At 70.0% G+C, this 17,838-nt stretch carries 16 protein-coding genes and 1 tRNA gene; 2 read left to right on the top strand and 15 right to left on the bottom strand.

The annotated features are described in order from the left end of the window. Positions 1–13: 13 nt before the first annotated feature. The 14 genes from glyA to ACFV9W_RS19675 form a co-directional block, all read right to left on the bottom strand. On the bottom strand, positions 14–1,276 hold the full coding sequence (glyA, locus tag ACFV9W_RS19740; RefSeq protein WP_385762519.1) for a serine hydroxymethyltransferase: 1,263 nt from the start codon (positions 1,274–1,276) through the stop codon (positions 14–16). A 125-nt stretch (positions 1,277–1,401) separates the two neighbouring features. Then, a complete protein-coding gene (locus ACFV9W_RS19735) occupies positions 1,402–2,064 on the bottom strand; it encodes a protein-tyrosine-phosphatase (RefSeq protein WP_385762517.1) in 663 nt (220 codons plus the stop codon). After that, the gene (locus tag ACFV9W_RS19730) at positions 2,061–2,708 is read right to left on the bottom strand and encodes an L-threonylcarbamoyladenylate synthase (RefSeq protein WP_385762515.1); all 648 of its coding nucleotides are present in this window, start codon (positions 2,706–2,708) and stop codon (positions 2,061–2,063) included. The genes ACFV9W_RS19735 and ACFV9W_RS19730 overlap by 4 nt, the downstream gene beginning before the upstream one ends. Before the next feature lie 62 nt (positions 2,709–2,770). After that, complete coding sequence (prmC, locus tag ACFV9W_RS19725; protein WP_385762513.1) at positions 2,771–3,610, bottom strand: peptide chain release factor N(5)-glutamine methyltransferase; 840 nt, start codon at positions 3,608–3,610, stop codon at positions 2,771–2,773. An 87-nt stretch (positions 3,611–3,697) separates the two neighbouring features. Continuing rightward, positions 3,698–4,774: a peptide chain release factor 1 gene (gene prfA, locus ACFV9W_RS19720; RefSeq protein WP_385762510.1), complete on the bottom strand. Its 1,077-nt coding sequence runs from the start codon at positions 4,772–4,774 to the stop codon at positions 3,698–3,700. 106 nt (positions 4,775–4,880) lie between these two features. After that, positions 4,881–5,102: a 50S ribosomal protein L31 gene (gene rpmE, locus ACFV9W_RS19715; protein WP_385762508.1), complete on the bottom strand. Its 222-nt coding sequence runs from the start codon at positions 5,100–5,102 to the stop codon at positions 4,881–4,883. A gap of 153 nt (positions 5,103–5,255) precedes the next feature. After that, positions 5,256–6,359, bottom strand: a complete 1,104-nt coding sequence (locus ACFV9W_RS19710) for an LCP family protein (protein ID WP_385762506.1) — start codon at positions 6,357–6,359, stop codon at positions 5,256–5,258. A 342-nt stretch (positions 6,360–6,701) separates the two neighbouring features. Next, positions 6,702–8,789 carry a transcription termination factor Rho gene (gene rho, locus ACFV9W_RS19705; protein ID WP_385762504.1) on the bottom strand — a complete coding sequence of 696 codons (2,088 nt, stop codon included), beginning with the start codon at positions 8,787–8,789 and terminating at the stop codon, positions 6,702–6,704. 397 nt (positions 8,790–9,186) lie between these two features. After that, positions 9,187–10,104: a homoserine kinase gene (gene thrB, locus ACFV9W_RS19700; protein WP_385762502.1), complete on the bottom strand. Its 918-nt coding sequence runs from the start codon at positions 10,102–10,104 to the stop codon at positions 9,187–9,189. Positions 10,105–10,385: 281 nt separating this feature from the next. Then, positions 10,386–11,444, bottom strand: a complete 1,059-nt coding sequence (gene thrC, locus ACFV9W_RS19695) for a threonine synthase (RefSeq protein WP_385762665.1) — start codon at positions 11,442–11,444, stop codon at positions 10,386–10,388. Positions 11,445–11,458: 14 nt separating this feature from the next. Then, positions 11,459–12,751, bottom strand: a complete 1,293-nt coding sequence (locus ACFV9W_RS19690; protein WP_385762500.1) for a homoserine dehydrogenase — start codon at positions 12,749–12,751, stop codon at positions 11,459–11,461. 105 nt (positions 12,752–12,856) lie between these two features. Further along, positions 12,857–14,248: a diaminopimelate decarboxylase gene (gene lysA / locus ACFV9W_RS19685; RefSeq protein ID WP_385762498.1), complete on the bottom strand. Its 1,392-nt coding sequence runs from the start codon at positions 14,246–14,248 to the stop codon at positions 12,857–12,859. A gap of 32 nt (positions 14,249–14,280) precedes the next feature. After that, a complete protein-coding gene (gene nrtL, locus ACFV9W_RS19680) occupies positions 14,281–15,336 on the bottom strand; it encodes an ArgS-related anticodon-binding protein NrtL (RefSeq protein ID WP_385762496.1) in 1,056 nt (351 codons plus the stop codon). 90 nt (positions 15,337–15,426) lie between these two features. Then, a complete protein-coding gene (locus ACFV9W_RS19675) occupies positions 15,427–15,942 on the bottom strand; it encodes a response regulator (RefSeq protein WP_385762494.1) in 516 nt (171 codons plus the stop codon). Positions 15,943–16,056: 114 nt separating this feature from the next. Here ACFV9W_RS19675 and ACFV9W_RS19670 point away from each other — a divergent pair. Beyond that, positions 16,057–16,128, top strand: a tRNA-Arg gene (locus ACFV9W_RS19670). Positions 16,129–16,591: 463 nt separating this feature from the next. Next, entirely contained in the window at positions 16,592–17,218 is a 627-nt protein-coding gene (locus ACFV9W_RS19665) for an SHOCT domain-containing protein (protein WP_385762492.1), read from the top strand. A 154-nt stretch (positions 17,219–17,372) separates the two neighbouring features. Here ACFV9W_RS19665 and ACFV9W_RS19660 read toward each other — a convergent pair whose 3' ends face one another. Further along, positions 17,373–17,834 carry a MaoC family dehydratase gene (locus ACFV9W_RS19660; RefSeq protein WP_385762490.1) on the bottom strand — a complete coding sequence of 154 codons (462 nt, stop codon included), beginning with the start codon at positions 17,832–17,834 and terminating at the stop codon, positions 17,373–17,375. Positions 17,835–17,838 lie beyond the last annotated feature (4 nt).

Raw genomic sequence — 17,838 nt, 5'->3', positions numbered from 1 at the left:
CGCGAGGGGTGTCCTACGAGGCGCCTACCCCGTTCTGGGCGGGGTACGGGGGGAATCTTCCGGCCAGTTCGCGCACCTCTTCCCGGACCGTGCGGACGTCGAGAACGTCGCGTACGACACCCGACAGGAGCACCGCGATGCGGGCCATCTCTCGTTCACCCATGCCCTGCGTGGTGACGGCGGCGGTGCCCAGGCGCAGGCCGCGGCCGCCCTCATGGGGCAGGGCACATGTGTCGAGGATCATGCCCGCGGAGGCGAGCCGGCCGCGCGCCACCGTGCCCGCGACGCCGAGCGGGGCCGGGTCGAGGGTGAGCAGATGGGTGTCGGTGCCGCCGGTGGTGACGCCGAGGCCCTCCGCCTCGACGGCCCCCGCGAGGAGTCGCGCGTTGGCCACGACCTGGTGGGCGTACGCGGTGAAGGCCGGCCCGGCCGCCTCTCCGAACGCGACGGCCTTCGCGGCGATCGTGTGCATCTGGGCGCCGCCCTGGGTGAAGGGGAAGACGGCCCGGTCGACGCGGTCGGCCAGCTCGGCGGAGCACAGCAGCATCCCGCCGCGCGGCCCGCGCAGCACCTTGTGCGTGGTGGCGCAGACGATGTCGGCGTACGGGACCGGGTTCGGAGCCGCTCCCCCGGCGACCAGGCCGATGGGGTGCGCGGCGTCGGCGATGAGGTGGGCGCCCACGTCGTCGGCGATCTCCCGGAAGGCGGCGTAGTCGATGTGCCGGGGGTACGAGATCGAGCCACAGACGATCGCCTTGGGGCGGTGGGCGCGGGCCGCCGCGCGGACCTGCTCGTAGTCGATGAGCCCGCTCTCCGCGTCGACTCCGTAGGGGACGAAGTCGAACCAGCGGCCCGAGAAGTTGGCCGGGGAACCGTGCGTGAGGTGGCCGCCGGACGGCAGGCCCATCGCGAGGACGGTGTCGCCGGGCTTCAGCAGGACGGCGTACGCGGCGAGGACGGCCGAAGAGCCGCTGTGCGCCTGTACGTTGACGTGTTCGGCGCCGAAGAGGGCCTTCGCCCGGTCGATGGCGAGGCGTTCGGCGACGTCGACGAGTTCGCAGCCGCCGTGGTGGCGGGCGCCGGGGTAGCCCTCCGCGTACTTGTTGGCGAGCGGGGAGCCGAGGGCGGCGAGGACCGCGGGCGACGTGAAGTTCTCCGCGGCGATGAGCTGGAGGGAGTCCGCCTGGCGGGCGGCCTCCCCGAGGAGGATCTCGGCCAGTTCGGGGTCTTGCCGCGCAAGCGATGCTGTGGCTGCGGGTTCTGTCATCACCGGCATGGTCGGCTCCGGGCCTCGCGTCGGGGAGGTTGGTGCCTTCCAATGTAGATCCGCGCGGTTGCGGCCGCCCGTGCTCACGTCACGGGGCTCCGCCCCGGACCCCGCTGCTCAATCGCCGCAGGGGCTTATTTACGGACGCCCGTCAGGGCCGTCACCACCGGGTCCAGGGCCTCGTTGATCTCGCCGCCCACCGACTGGAAGAACGGGAGGGGTGCGCCGTACGGGTCGTAGACCTCGTCCGCCTCCATCGACGGGGCGAGCAGCCAGCCGCGCAGCGCGGCCGCCGCGCGGACCAGGGAGCGGGCGCGCTCCACCACGCCGGACTCCACGGGGTCCGGGAGCGTGGCGGGGTCTATGGCCTGCACGAGCCGCGTGAACTCCTTCAGCGTGAACGTGCGCAGGCCCGCGCTGTGGCCCATGGAGATGACCTGCGCGCGGTGGTCGCGGGTCGCGGTCAGGACCAGGTCGGCCCTTATGACGTGGTCGTCGAGGAGCTCACGGCCGACGAAGCCGGAGGCGTCCGCGCCGAAGTCGGCCAGGACCGTTTCCGCATTGGCCTCCATGGGCGCGCCCTCGTGGCCCCAGGTGCCCGCGCTCTCCACGACGAGACCGCCGGCGAGCGGCGCGCCGAGCCGGTCCGCGAGGGCATGCCTGGTCAGCCGCTCGGTGATCGGCGAGCGGCACACATTGCCGGTGCTGACGTGGAGGATGCGGAAGGTGTCGCCGGGGAGTGCCGGCGTGCGTACGTACCCGTTGCCTATGCCACGCCCCGTCTCAGGGGCTGTCAATTCGCCACCTCGAGGTCGGGTACGACCTTGCGCAGCTCGTCCGCGGTCAGCGCGCCCTCGCGCAGCAGGACCGGGACCTTGCCGGTGACGTCGACGATGGAGGACGGGATGTTGCCGGGGGTCGGCCCGCCGTCGAGGTAGACGGAGACGGAGTCGCCGAGCATCTCCTGCGCGGCGTCGCAGTCCTCGGGGGCCGGGTGCCCGGTCAGGTTGGCCGAGGACAGCGCCATCGGGCCGACCTCGGTGAGCAGTTCGATGGCGACGGGGTGCAGCGGCATCCGGATCGCGACGGTGCCGCGGGTGTTGCCGAGGTCCCACTGGAGCGACGGCTGCTGCTTGGCGACGAGGGTCAGGCCGCCCGGCCAGAACGCGTCGACCAGTTCCCAGGCCATCTCGGAGAAGTCCGTGACGAGCCCGTGCAGCGTGTTCGGCGAGGGGATGACGACCGGCGTCGGCATGTTGCGCCCGCGGCCCTTCGCCTCCAGGAGGTCACCGACCGCCTCGGGCGTGAAGGCGTCGGCACCGATGCCGTACACGGTGTCGGTGGGCAGCACGACCAGCTCGCCGCGGCGGACTGCGGAGGCGGCTTCACGCAGACCGGTAGCGCGGTCGACTGCGTCGTTCGTGTCGTAACGCCGTGCCATCTAGCGGGCCTCCTGCTCTGCGAACTGCTCGAATTCGTCAAACTCAACGGACAACGCGTCGGTCACGGCAACGCCTTGCGGGCCGTCGCGAACCTCGGGCGGTTGTTGAGGTCGGGGTGGTCGGCGGCGTCCGCCCAGCCCCGCTCCTCGGTGAAGATCCACGGCACCTGGCCGCCCTGCGTGTCCGCGTGCTCGATGACGACGATGCCGCCGGGGCGCAGCAGCCGGTGGGCGGTGCGCTCGATGCCACGGATCAGGTCGAGTCCGTCCTCGCCGGAGAACAGGGCGAGGTCCGGGTCGTAGTCACGGGCCTCGGGGGCGACGTACTCCCACTCGGTGAGCGGGATGTACGGCGGGTTCGAGATCACCAGATCGACCTGGCCGTCGAGGTCGGGAAAGGCCGTCAGGGCGTCGCCCTGGCGCAGGTCGACCCTGGACCCCTCGACGTTCTTGCGCGTCCACTTGAGCGCGTCCTCGGACAGCTCCACGGCGTGCACGCGCGAGCGCGGCACCTCCTGGGCGAGCGCGAGCGCGATGGCGCCGGATCCCGAGCACAGATCGACGATCAGCGGCTCGACGACGTCCATCGCGCGCACGGCGTCTATGGCCCAGCCGACGACCGACTCGGTCTCCGGGCGCGGCACGAAGACGCCGGGACCGACCTGGAGCTCCAGATAGCGGAAGTAGGCGTGCCCGGTGATGTGCTGGAGCGGTTCGCGGGCCTCGCGGCGCGCGATCGCCTCCCAGTACCGGGCGTCGAAGTCCACGTCCTTGACCGAGTGCAGCTCGCCCCGCTTGACCCCGTGCACGTAGGCGGCGAGCTCCTCCGCGTCATTGCGCGGCGAGGGCACGCCGGCGTCGGCGAGCCGCTGAGTGGCCTGGGCCACTTCCGCGAGCAGCACGCTGCGGGGGTTTGGGGGTCGCCCCCCAAAATGTTGCTGCACGCTGGTCCTCCGGGCTGAGCTGTCGTACGGGCGGGCTGTGCGGTGTTACGCGGCGGCGAGCTTGGCGGCCGAGTCCGCGTCGACGCACGCCTGGATCACGGAGTCGAGATCGCCGTCGAGCACCTGGTCCAGGTTGTAGGCCTTGAAGCCCACACGATGGTCCGAGATGCGGTTCTCCGGGAAGTTGTACGTACGGATCTTCTCGGAGCGGTCGACGGTGCGGACCTGGCTGCGACGGGCGTCGGCCGCCTCGGCCTCGGCCTTCTCCTGCGCCGCGGCAAGGAGCCTGGAGCGCAGGATACGCATCGCCTGCTCCTTGTTCTGCAGCTGGGACTTCTCGTTCTGGCAGGAAGCCACGACGCCGGTGGGGATGTGCGTGATCCGGACGGCGGAGTCGGTCGTGTTGACGGACTGCCCGCCGGGGCCCGAGGAGCGGTACACGTCGATGCGCAGATCGTTCGCGTGGATCTCGACGTCGACCTCCTCGGCCTCGGGCGTGACGAGCACGCCGGCGGCGGAGGTGTGGATGCGGCCCTGCGACTCGGTCGACGGCACCCGCTGCACGCGGTGCACGCCGCCCTCGTACTTGAGGCGGGCCCAGACACCCTGGCCGGGCTCGGTCGCGCCGTTCCCGCCCTTGGTCTTCACGGCGACCTGGACGTCCTTGTAGCCGCCCAGCTCGGACTCGGTGGAGTCGATGATCTCGGTCTTCCAGCCGATGCGCTCCGCGTAGCGCAGGTACATGCGCAGCAGGTCGCCCGCGAACAGCGCGGACTCGTCACCGCCGGCGCCGGCCTTGATCTCGAGGATCACGTCCTTGTCGTCGGACGGGTCGCGCGGGACCAGGAGGAGCCGCAGCTTCTCGGTGATCTCCTCGCGCTGCTGCTCCAGTTCCTTGACCTCGGCCGCGAAGTCCGGGTCGTCGGCGGCGAACTCCTTCGCCGTCTCGATGTCGTCCCCGGTCTGCTTCCAGGAGCGGTACGTGGCGACGATCGGGGTCAGCTCGGCGTAGCGCTTGTTGAGCTTGCGCGCGTTGGCCTGGTCGGCGTGGACCGAGGGGTCCGCGAGCTTCTGCTCCAGATCGGCGTGCTCACCGATCAGTTCCTCGACGGCCTCGAACATCTCCGGCTCCTGCAGTTACGGGTTCGAAAAGGGGGCTGCACCGCAAAGCGCCGGTCCCGGTGCCCCCGCAGAAACAGGGGCACCGTGGACCGGCGCTTGAGCTTCGCTACTTGTTGGCAGCGGCAGCCTTGCCGAAGCGGGCCTCGAAGCGGGCCACACGGCCACCGGTGTCGAGGATCTTCTGCTTGCCCGTGTAGAACGGGTGGCACTCGGAGCAGACCTCGGCACGGACGGTGCCGGACGGGATCGTGCTACGGGTGGTGAACGACGCGCCGCAGGTGCAGGAGACCTGCGTCTCGACGTACTCGGGGTGGATGTCGCGCTTCAAGGTGTCTCCTAGGTTCGGGAGGGCGCCGGGTCGCTGACGCGGGATGCGGGAGCGTGAACCGGGGCCGACGTACCAGTCTGCCAGGACTGGCCGTATCCCCCAAAACGGAGGAGGGCCCGGAAGTATTCCCGGCCCTCCCCGAGGGGGTCGCGGCTACTTCACGACGCTGTCGGCGGAGCCCTTCGCGGAGTCCTTCGTGGCCGACTTCGGGACCGGCTTGTCGCTCTTGAGGGCCTTCCAGACCTTGTCCGCGTTGGTCTCGTCGAGCAGCACGCGGTTGGCGTCGTACGGGTCGTACTTCACCGGCAGCGTCACCATGTTCATGTCGCCGGAGCCGATGCCCTTGAGCCCGTTCGCGAACGAGGTCAGGTCCTTGACCGAGGCCAGCTGCGAGTCCGTGGTCACCGTCTTCGTGGCGGTGTTCGCGAGTGCGTACAGCTTGCTCGGGCTGGTGAAGACGCCGACGCTCTTGATCTGGTCCATCAGGGCCTTCATGAACGACTGCTGGAGCTGGATGCGCCCCAGGTCGCTGCCGTCGCCGACGCCGTGCCGGGTGCGGACGAGGCCGAGGGACTGCTCGCCGCTGAGCTTGTGCGTGCCGGCGTCGAGGTTCAGATGGCTGTCGGGGTCGTTGATCGCCTTCGTGGTGGTGACCTTGACGCCCCCGAGGTCGTCGATCAGCCGCTGGAAGCCGCTGAAGTCGACCTCCACGTAGTGGTCCATGCGGATTCCGCTCTGGGACTCGACGGTCTTCACGGCGCAGGCCGCGCCGCCCGTCGAGTACGCGGAGTTGAACATGACCTCGTTCTGCGCCGGGTACTCGTTGCCGTCCTTGTCGGTGCACGAGGGCCGGTCGATGAGCGTGTCCCTGGGGATGGAGACGATGCTCGCCTTCTTGTGGCCCTTGTAGATGTGCACGACCATCGCGGTGTCGGAGCGCGCCGAGCCCTCGTCGGCGCCGCCGCCGACCTTCTCGTTGTCGCCGGCCCGGGTGTCGGAGCCGAGGACGAGGATGTCCTGCGAGCCGTTGTCCACGTCCTGCGGACGGTCGGTGCCCAGCTGCGAGTTGATGTCGACGCTCTTGATGTTGCCGTTGAGCTGGAAGTAGACGTACCCCAAGCCGGTTCCACCGAGGACGACGACGCCCGCGGCACTCCACGCCGCGATACGCAGCGCCTTGCTGCGCCCACTGCGCGGTTTGCGGCGGCTGCCCTTGGCGCCGCGGTGGCGCCCGGGCTTGCTGTCACGTTCCGGCATAACTCCTCGCAGGTTCGTCTGCTTCTGATCCTTCGGTCCGCTTCTTCGTTCACTCGGTGTGACGGCGGACCGCCAAGAAGGGTTGCACAAACACGTGTGCGCATTCTGGGACGGAGGAGCGACGGTACGTAGCGGGAGCAACGGCCCGCAACCCTCTCACCTGCACTTTCACGCCCATGTGCCGCATGCTTCACAGAGGGCACAGATCCTTATACGTGTGGTGAAGGTCTCCGGTCCCCGAGTGCCCCGAAACGTCCGGACCAGGCCGTCCGGGCCGCGGAAAAGGGCTGGGCCCCGCCGCACGAAGCGGCGGGGCCCAGCCCCTGGAAACCCGGTGAAGCGTCAGTCGTTGCCGTTGCCCGGCGTCGGCGTCGTCTTCTGGATCTGCAGCAGGAACTCCGCGTTGGACTTCGTCTGCTTCATCTTGTCGAGCAGCAGCTCGATCGCCTGCTGCTGGTCGAGCGCGTGCAGCACGCGGCGCAGCTTCCAGGTGATCGCCAGCTCGTCGCTGCCGAGCAGGATCTCTTCCTTACGGGTACCGGACGCGTCGACGTCCACCGCCGGGAAGATGCGCTTGTCCGCGAGCTTGCGGTCGAGCTTGAGCTCGGCGTTGCCGGTGCCCTTGAACTCCTCGAAGATGACCTCGTCCATGCGGGACCCGGTGTCCACCAGGGCGGTGGCGAGGATGGTCAGCGAGCCGCCGTCCTCGATGTTGCGGGCCGCACCGAAGAAGCGCTTCGGCGGGTACAGGGCGGTCGAGTCGACACCACCGGACAGGATGCGGCCCGAGGCCGGCGCCGCGAGGTTGTACGCGCGGCCCAGGCGGGTGATCGAGTCGAGCAGCACGACGACGTCGTGACCCAGCTCCACGAGGCGCTTGGCGCGCTCGATGGCGAGCTCGGCGACCGTGGTGTGGTCCTCGGCCGGACGGTCGAAGGTCGAGGAGATGACCTCGCCCTTCACCGACCGCTGCATGTCGGTGACCTCTTCCGGACGCTCGTCGACGAGGACGACCATCAGGTGGCACTCGGGGTTGTTCACCGTGATCGCGTTCGCGATCGACTGCAGGATCATGGTCTTGCCGGTCTTCGGCGGGGCCACGATCAGGCCACGCTGGCCCTTGCCGATCGGCGCGACGAGGTCGATGATCCGCGTCGTCAGCACGCCCGGGTCCGTCTCCAGGCGGAGGCGGTCCTGCGGGTAGAGCGGCGTCAGCTTGTTGAACTCCGGGCGCCCGCGGCCGGATTCGGCCGCCATGCCGTTCGCCGAGTCGAGGCGGACGAGCGCGTTGAACTTCTCGCGGCGCTCCCCCTCCTTCGGCTGCCGCACGGCACCGGTGACGTGGTCACCCTTGCGCAGGCCGTTCTTGCGGACCTGGGCCAGGGAGACGTAGACGTCATTGGGACCCGGCAGGTAGCCCGACGTACGGATGAAGGCGTAGTTGTCGAGGATGTCGAGGATGCCCGCGACGGGGATCAGGACGTCGTCCTCGGAGATCTGCGGCTCGTTGCCGAAGCCCTGCTCGTCGCGCCCGCGACGCCCACGGCGGTCGCGGTAACGGCCCCGGCGCCCGCGGCGGCCGCCGCCGTCGTCGTCGTAGCCGTCGTCCTGCTGGTTGTTGTTCCGGCCGCCGCCGCCCTGCTGGTTGTTCCGGCCGCCGCCCTGGCTGTTCCCGCCCTGGTCGTCGCCCTTGCCGCCGCGTCGGTCGCGGTCCCGGCCGCCCTCACGGCCACCGTCGCGGTCGCGCCCGCCACGGCCGCCCTGGCGGTCCCTGCGGTCGCGACGGCCCTCGTGGTTGCCGTCCTGGCCGCCGTCGCCCTTGCCGCCGTCGCCGCCGTCCTGCTTGTCCTGGCGGTCCTGCCGCGTGTCGGACTTGGCCTCGGCGGTGACCGTCTCGGGGCTGCCCGCCTCGGACGTGGCACGGCGGCGACGACGCTCGCCGGCCGGCTGCTCGTCGCCGGCGCCCTGGCCGGGGATGTCGATCTGCTGCTGGGCGGCGGACTTCTTCGCCTTGGCGTCTCCCGCCTCGGCCTGCTCCGCCTTATCGGCCTTGTCGGCCTTGCCGCCCGACTTCGCGGGCGCGGCGTCGGCCGCGGACTCATCGCCGGTGCGGGCCTTCGAGGTGGCCCGCCGCTTCGGCTTCGTCTCGGCGGCGTCGGCGCTCTTCGCGGGGGCGGACTGTGAGTTGCCTCCCCCGGACTGCGCCTCCTTGATGACCTCGATCAGCTGGCTCTTGCGCATCCGCGCGGTGCCCTTGATTCCGAGGCCCGATGCGACCTGCTGCAGCTCGGCCAGCACCATGCCGTCAAGGCCGGTACCGCGGCGCCGCCGGGAGCCGGCGGGCGCGGCAGAGGCGTCCGCAGAGGACGCGGCGGGCGCGGCAGCAGAGCTGTCGGCAGTCACGCCCATCAGATCGGTGGTGTCGCTCACGAAGGGTCCTTCCCTGGAGCGGACGTCGGCCTGTCTGGCTCGGCGACCGGTTGTGCTGTCCGGCGGAGGTCCTGCCTGTACGGACCGTGCCGGGGCGGTTGTCCGCCGAAGAGGCGGAAGAATTCGGTGGTGACGGCGTAGCCCGATTCCGCGGGTGCACTGGATTTCTGTGTCACGCGGCTCGGTTACGCCGGTTCCGGAGCGTGCTCGCCACTCTTCAGTGCCACGTCTCGACATGCGAGGACGATGCAAGGAATCGCTGGGGAGGCTCCCGGAAGAATGGTTGTCCCTGACGGGGACACACAGCACCTCGCCATGGTAGGGCCGGGTGCAGACTTGAGGTTAACACTACCGGATCCAACAAACATTCCCCCTCTCGTATTCCGGCAACCGGGTGTCAGGAGCCAAGCGGCAGCACGCTCGCTCCGTCGACATCGAGGTCGAGGCGGTTCGCCGCCCAGCCCTCCCCGGCCAGCCGGGCGACCTTGTCGGCCGTTTCCTCGTCCACCAGAGCGAGGACCGTCGGCCCCGCCCCGGAGATCATCGCGGGCACCCCGTCGGCCCGCAGCCGCTCCACCAGGGCGGCGCTCTCCGGCATCGCCGGCGCCCGGTACTCCTGGTGAAGACGGTCTTCCGTGGCCGGCAGCAGCAGCTCGGGGCGCCTGGTCAGGGCCTCGACGAGCAGGGCCGCCCGGCCCGCGTTGGCCGCGGCGTCCACGTGCGGGACGGTGCGCGGCAGGAGTCCTCGCGCCATTTCGGTGAGGACGGGCTTTCCGGGGACGAAGACCACCGGAACGATGGAACGGGCCGCGTCGAGACGGACCGCCCGGCCCGCGCCGGTCTCGGTCCACGCGATGGTGAAGCCGCCGAGCAGGCACGGGGCCACGTTGTCGGGGTGGCCCTCGATCTCGGTGGCGAGTTCGAGCAGCGCGGCGTCGTCGAGCAGGGCGCCGCCGCCTATCGTCACGGCGCGCGCGGCGACCACGGCGGACACGATCGCGGCGGACGAGGAGCCGAGGCCACGGCCGTGCGGGATGCGGTTGGCGCAGACGATCTCGAGGCCGCGCGGCTGTCCGCCGAGGGCGTCGAAGGCCGTGCGCAGGGACCGTACGAGGAGGTGCGACTCGTCGCGGGGCAGGGTCTCGGAGCCCTCACCCGCGATGTCGATGTTCAGCCCGGAGTCGGCGACCCTGACGACCACGTCGTCGTAGAGCCCCAGCGACAGGCCGAGGCTGTCGAAGCCCGGGCCGAGATTGGCGCTGGTGGCGGGGACGCGCACCCTGACGGCGGCGGCGCGGAAAGCGGGACCGGCCATCGGTCGATGACTCTCCTTGAGCTGCGGGATGTTTCGAGAACTTCCGATGTCTTGTGATGCATACGTCGACACCCGGGCCGCGATCAACGGAACAGCGGCGGCACCACGGCATATGCGGTGGGCGGGTTCGATACAGCCTATCGAAGGAAGGTTCAGTGGCGACATAGGGCGCACAGGAGGCGCACGATGCGTGTCGTAAGCCCCCCTGTGCACCCCCTGTACTGAAACGCCCAGTTGACGAGGTGTCAGTGTCGCGCAAGTCGCCCGGAGTGCGGCGTGGCTCAGGCGAGACCGAGCCGCTCTGCGGCCGCGGCGGAGTCGACCGGGACGGTGACCGGCTGCGGAGCGCCGGCGACGGCCCAGTCCGGGTCCTTCAGACCGTTGCCCGTGACGGTGCAGACGATCTTCTGGCCCTTGTCGACCTTGCCCTCCTCGGCGGCCTTCAGCAGACCGGCGACGGACGCGGCCGACGCGGGCTCGACGAAGACCCCCTCCTGGGACGCCAACAGCTTGTAGGCGCGCAGGATTTCACGGTCCGTCACCTCGTCGATGAAGCCGCCCGACTCCTCGCGCGCGGCGAGCGCGTGCTGCCACGAAGCGGGGTTGCCGATGCGAATCGCGGTGGCGATCGTCGACGGGTCCTTGACGACCTCGCCGCGCACGATCGGCGCGGAACCGGAGGCCTGGAAGCCCCACATGCGCGGCGTACGGGAGGAGACGCCGTCGGCGGCGTACTCCTTGTAGCCCTTCCAGTAGGCCGTGATGTTGCCGGCGTTGCCGACCGGGAGGACGTGGATGTCGGGCGCGTCGCCGAGGGCGTCCACGATCTCGAACGAGCCGGTCTTCTGGCCCTCGATGCGGTACGGGTTCACGGAGTTGACCAGCGCCACCGGGTAGTTCTCGGAAAGGGCGCGGGCCAGGTTGAGGCAGTCGTCGAAGTTGCCGTCGACCTGGAGGATCTTCGAGCCGTAGACGAGCGCCTGGCCCATCTTGCCGAGCGCGATCTTGCCCTGCGGCACGAGGACGGCGCAGACCATTCCGGCGCGCACGGCGTACGCGGCGGCGGAGGCCGAGGTGTTGCCGGTGGAGGCGCAGATGACGGCCTTCGCGCCCTCCTCCTTGGCCTTCGTGATGGCCATGGTCATCCCGCGGTCCTTGAAGGAACCCGTCGGGTTGGCGCCCTCGACCTTCAGGTGCACCTCACAGCCCGTGCGCTCGGAGAGCATCTGCGCGGGTACGAGCGGCGTGCCGCCCTCGCGCAGTGTCACGACCGGCGTGGTGTCGGTCACCGGGAGCCGGTCCCGGTACTCCTCGATGATGCCGCGCCACTGGTGGGTCATTCCGGTCATCCCTGCTACTCCCCTTCAACACGCATGATGCTGGCGACACCGCGCACGGTGTCGAGCTGACGCAGCGCCTCCACGGTCCCGTTGAGGGCCGCGTCGGACGCGCGATGGGTGACGACGACGAGGGAGGCCTCGCCGTCCTTCCCCGACTGGCGCACGGTGTCGATGGAGACACCGTGCTCGGCGAAGACCGTCGCCACCTGCGCGAGAACGCCGGGCTTGTCGGCCACGTCGAGGCTGATGTGGTACCGCGTCACGACATCGCCCATCGGCGAGACGGGCAGCTGCGTGTACGCGGAGTCGCCGGGTCCCGTCGCGCCGCCCAGGCGGTTGCGGCAGACGGCGACCAGGTCGCCGAGTACGGCGGACGCGGTCGGCGAGCCGCCGGCCCCGGGCCCGTAGAACATCAACTGGCCCGCGGCCTCGGCCTCGACGAACACGGCGTTGTACGCGCCGCGGACGGAGGCGAGCGGGTGCGAAAGCGGAATCATCGCCGGGTGCACGCGGGCGGTGACGGACTGGCCGTCGGCGGCCCGCTCGCAGATGGCGAGCAGCTTGATGGTGCAGCCCATCTGCTTCGCGGAAGCGAAGTCGGCGGCGGTCACCTCGGTCATGCCCTCGCGGTACACGTCGTCGAGGCGGACCCGGGTGTGGAAGGCGATACCGGCGAGGATGGCGGCCTTGGCGGCGGCGTCGAAGCCCTCGACGTCGGCGGTCGGGTCGGCCTCGGCGTACCCGAGGGCGGTGGCCTCGTCGAGCGCTTCCTGGTAGCCGGCGCCGGTGGAGTCCATGGCGTCGAGGATGAAGTTGGTCGTCCCGTTCACGATGCCGAGAACACGGTTGACCTTGTCGCCGGCCAGCGACTCCCGCAGCGGCCTGACCAGCGGAATCGCTCCGGCGACTGCGGCTTCGTAGTAGAGGTCCTCGCCGTGCTCGACGGCCGCGGCGTGCAGCGCCTCGCCGTCCTGGGCGACGAGCGCCTTGTTGGCGGAGACGACGGAGGCGCCGTGCTCGAAGGCGGTGGTGATGAGGGTGCGCGCGGGCTCGATGCCGCCGATGACCTCGACCACGACATCAATGTCACCGCGTTTCACGAGCGCGGTGGCGTCGGTGGTCACCAGGGCAGGATCGATTCCCTCGCGCACCCGGGAGGGCCGCCGTACGGCCACACCCGCGAGTTCGACGGGGGCACCGATCCGGGCGGCGAGGTCGTCGGCGTGCGTCGTCATGATGCGCGCCACCTCTGAGCCGACAACCCCACAGCCCAGCAGCGCCACCTTCAGCGGACGCGTACGCATCATGCGACCTCGTTTCCTCTACTACTACGTGTTTCTGCGGTGGGACCAGTCTCACCCACCGAACCGGGGTTTCAGCCCAGGGTCCGGATCGTGAGACGTAGATTTCATTTATCCGACGTCGAGACGCAGGAGATCTTCCTCCGTCTCGCGCCGGACGATCACCCGGGCCTCGCCGTCGCGGACGGCGACGACGGGCGGGCGGAGCGCGTGGTTGTAGTTGCTGGCCATGGAGCGGCAGTACGCGCCGGTGGCCGGTACGGCGATCAAATCACCGGCCGCGACGTCCGACGGGAGGAACGCGTCCTTCACGACGATGTCGCCACTCTCACAGTGCTTGCCGACGACGCGGACGAGCATCGGCTCGGCGTCGGAGCTACGGGAGACGAGGGCGACGGTGTACTCGGCGTCGTAGAGGGCGGTGCGAATGTTGTCGGACATGCCGCCGTCGACGGAGACGTAGGTACGCAGTCCTTCGAGCGGCTTGACGGTGCCGACGGTGTAGAGCGTGAAGGCGGTCGGGCCGACGATCGCGCGCCCCGGCTCGACGGAGATGCGGGGCGTCCGCAGATCCGCGGCCTCGCACTCACGGGTGACGATCTCGTTGAGCGCCTTGGCGATCTCGTGCGGCTCGCGCGGGTCGTCGTCGCTGGTGTACGCGATGCCGAGGCCGCCGCCGAGGTCGATCTCGGGAAGCTCGACGCCGTGCTCGTCACGGATCTCGGCGAGCAGCCCGACGACACGGCGCGCGGCGACTTCAAAGCCCGCCATGTCGAAGATCTGCGACCCGATGTGGGAGTGAATCCCGATCAGCTCGATCCCATCGAGCTTGAGGGCGCGCCGCACGGCCTCCGCCGCCTGCCCATCGGCCAGCGCGATCCCGAACTTCTGATCCTCATGAGCGGTGGCGATGAACTCGTGGGTGTGCGCCTCGACGCCCACGGTCACGCGGATCTGCACGCGCTGCCGCTTGCCGAGGCCGTCGGCGATGTGGGCGACGCGGGCGATCTCCTGGAAGGAGTCGAGCACGATGCGGCCGACGCCGACCTGGACGGCGCGGCTGATCTCTTCCTCGGTCTTGTTGTTGCCGTGGAAGGCGATGCGCTCGGCGGGCATCCCGGCGGAGAGCGCGGTGGCGAGCTCACCCCCGGAGCAGACATCCAGGTTCAGCCCCTCCTCGTCCAGCCACCGCACGACGGCACGCGAAAGGAAGGCCTTGCCGGCGTAGAAGACATCGGCGTCGGGCCCGAAGGCGTCGCGCCAGGCGGCGCACCGGGCGCGGAAGTCGGCCTCGTCGAGGAAGTACGCCGGGGTGCCGAACTCCTCGGCGAGCCGGGCGACTTCGATGCCACCGACGCTGACGGCGCCGTCACCGGTACGGGCCACGGTCTGCGCCCACACCTTCGGGTCGAGGGCGTTGAGGTCGGCGGGCGGGGCACTCCAGTGCCCCTCGGGGAGCACGTCGGCGTGACGGGGACCGGCGGGGTGTGCGGAACGGCTCATGGCTGCGGTGGCTCTCTTCGTCTACTTCTGTGTCACAGATGTTCGGGGGCGTCGATGCCGAGCAGGGTCAGGCCGCCTGCGAGCACCGTCCCGACGGCTTCGGCGAGCGCGAGCCGGGAGCGGTGGGCGGCCGAGGGTTTCTCCTCACCTTGAGGCAGTACGGCCGGGTGGAGCGAGGCCATGAAGGTGTCGGCGACGCCGACGAGGTGCCGGGCGAGCCGGTCGGGGGCGTGCTGCCCGGCGGCGGCGCGGAGGACGCGGGGGTGGTCGCCGAGGGTGGCGACGAGGTCCTCCTGACCGGGTACGCCGCCGGGGGCGCCGTCGAATCCCAGCTCAGCGGCGCCGCGGGTCAGGGCGCGGGTGCGGGCGTGGGCGTACCGGACGCGGAAGAGCGGGTTGGACTCGCGCTGGGCGAGGTGCTCGGCGCCGCCGCGGGGGTGGTCGTGGCCCGCGGGGTGGAGCAGGGACCAGCGGGCGGCGTCGCGGCCGAGCGGGGTGGGGTCGGCGGGGGCGGGCACGGGGCGGATGTCGACGTCACCGGGCTCGGCGGCGGCCACGTCGTCCACGCGCACACCGAGGACGTCGCCCCACTCGGGCCGGGGCCGCTCGACGCAACTGGTCCGTACGGGGGTCCCCTGGGAGCGGAGCAGCCGGGCAAAGGAGTCCATGACGACAAGAGCACGCACTTCGTGGGGGGCGCGGAGCCGCACGGCCTGTCCGGTTGTTTCTTCGGCGAACCCGTACCGACGCCCCCCGCCCAGGATCTCCGCGACGAGCGCCCCGGTCGCGGACCCGGGCTCCGCCATCCTGAAATTGAGGAACCCGGGCCCGGTGACGACGACACCGGCTACACCGGGGCAGTCCCCCAGCCGACGGGACAGGATCTCGGCGACCTCGCGCGGTGGCCGGCCTGCGTGGCGGGCGAGCTGCAACGCGACGTTGGTGGCGTAGTCGCCCTGGCCGCCGGGCCGCGGCCGCTCGACGACGACCCGCTGCTCGGCCGCGCACACGGCCGCGTCGAGCTCACCGTCGTCGACCGCGCGGCGGACGGCGCGCAGGACGGTGCGGGAGAGCTCGGCGGGGGTCACGGGACAAGCGTATGGGAGGAGGGGGGTGGGTAGGCGACTCGGTTTCCCGGATGGTCCGGGATGCGGACGCGACCGCGCGGCTGGCGGGTCTCAGGCGTCGGCGGTACGGGTGGCCTGCTCGGCCTCGTCGGCGGCCCGCGCGACGCTCGCCCGGGAGGCGCCTGCGGGGCCTGCCCCCGCGCGCCCCTGCTCGCTCAACTGCCGTACGACACGGACCAGTTCACCGGGCTCGAAGGGCTTGGCGAGGAACGCGTCGACGCCGACGTCGAGCCCGCTCTCGACCTCGTACTGGGTGCAGGCGCTGACGACGACGATGGGCAGCGAACGCGTCCGCGCGTCCGCCCGCAGCCGGGCGGCGGTCCGCAGCCCGTCGAGCCGGGGCATGACGACGTCCAGCGTGACGACATCGGGCCGCACCTCGTCGATCACGTCCAAGCACTCGGCACCATCGGCCGCGGTCACGACCTCGAAGCCCTCCAGCTCGAGATTGACCCTGATCAGCTGCCGAATGACCTTGTTGTCATCCACGACAAGGACTCGGCCGGACGCGCCTGGCACAACTCGAGAGTAGGTCGACACCGGCCACCGCGTCCGGGTTTTCCCCACTTCCGCCCCCTACAGGCGACCCGAACCCCGCCGCCTCCCGCGCGATAACCCGTTCCTGAGGACCTCAAAGGAGCTGGTAGTGTTCTACCCGTCGCCACGCACAGCGCGGCGCACGCCCCCGTAGCTCAGGGGATAGAGCAACGGCCTCCGGAGCCGTGTGCGCAGGTTCGAATCCTGCCGGGGGCACCCTGTATGAGGTGCCTAAAGACCCCGTAACCAGCAGCGATGCTGAGTGCGGGGTCTTCTTGCGTGTCCAGCCGCATGTCGAGGTCTGCGGACTATTCGTGGACGGGATTTCACGGCGTTGTGCAGCTCCAGGGCGTACCGGGGTCCGGAGTGACGAAGCAGGGGCCCAGCTCGGTCGCACCCAACTGATAGCCACCCTCCCAGCCGTGCCGAGACGACGAGCGCGACCATCAGCCGGCACGGGCGAAGCCCAGCGGCCGCCCAAACCGATCGGCCAGCGCCTGAGCGTTCACACCGTGGTCTCCGCTGTTGCGGAGATCGCGGCCATGGTCGCGAGGTTGGGAAGAGGCCACTGACGAAGACGGGGTACTAGTCGCGCCCACCCCCTACTTCTGCGCACCTCCCTGCGGGACACTGGACGGCGACGCGGGAACCGCTCCTCCCTCTCCTTCGAAGGAGGCTGATGAGGATCATGTTCAAACGCGATCCGGATAAATCTGCGCAGAAGGCCGCTGAGCGCGAGAAGAAGAAGCTGGTGCGTTCGGAAGCCGCTGACAAGCGGCTGGCAGACAAAGAAGCGCTGAAGGCCTGGCGTAAGCAGCACCCTGCAGAGAAGACGATGAACAGTGCGGCCATGATGCATCTGTGGCCGTCGTCCAAGTTCGGTATCACCTCGCAAGGACCGGTACTTGGCGGCCAGGCCGAGTTCATTGATGCTGGCGCACACAAGGCGTGGACGGCGACAAGGCTCGCAGGCGGAGTCGCGACGGGCGGCATGTCCGCCTTGGCGGGACGCAAGAACAAGGGTGCGGCGCTGATCAACGTGACCTTCGGTGACGGCTCCGCGCAGACCTACAACGTGACACCCGACTCAGCGAACCTGCGAGCAGCCAACCAGTACGTAAACGCATTCAACGCGCTTGCTGCCCAGCTGGCCAACGAGGATGGCTCTGCCCCGCCGGACCAGGAAGCCCGACCCCAGACTCTGTCGGTGGCCGACGAACTCGGAAAGCTCAAGGCACTCGTCGACCAGGGAGTTCTCACGCAGGACGAGTTTGACCAGCAGAAGCAACGACTCCTTGGAAACTAAACCCTGAGTCGACATGCTCTGAACGGCCCGGGTGATACCGGAGACTGTGACGGCTGATGACGGAAATGCCGTACTGAGCCGTCACAGTTGTCACTCAGCGGCTGCGACGCCTGCCCCGCGGACGGCGGTTCGCCTCATTGCTCCGGATGATGTCTCAGGCGTAGAAGCGGGAGATGCTCTGGAGGGCCGCCGCCGGCTTTGGGGAGTTTTCGATTTCTATTGTGGCGTCGATTGTGATTTGGGCGCCGTTGCCCGGGACCTCTTCCACTGATTCCACTCGCGCCGTCAGGCGGATGCGGGAGCCCGCCTTGACCGGGGACGGGAAGCGGACCTTGTTGAGGCCGTAGTTGACCTTGGTGGTGACGCCCTGGACGTCCAGGAGGTCGGTGAAGAGGGGGATGAAGAGGGAGAGGGTCAGGTAGCCGTGGGCGATCGGGGCGCCGAAGGGGCCGGTGGCGGCGCGGGTGGGGTCCACGTGGATCCACTGGTGGTCGCCCGTGGCGTCGGCGAACGTGTTGATGCGGTCCTGGGTGATCTCCAGCCAGTCGCTGGTGCCGAGGTCCGTGCCGGCCGGCAGTTTCGTGAGTTCGGTCAGGCCGTTCACCGTGAGGGGCATGCTC

Origin of the sequence: Streptomyces sp. NPDC059897, from assembly GCF_042730865.1 — a bacterium.
Classification (GTDB): domain Bacteria; phylum Actinomycetota; class Actinomycetes; order Streptomycetales; family Streptomycetaceae; genus Streptomyces.
The sequence above is the reverse complement of the archived record's forward strand: the minus strand, read 5'-3'. Positions and strand labels throughout refer to the sequence as shown.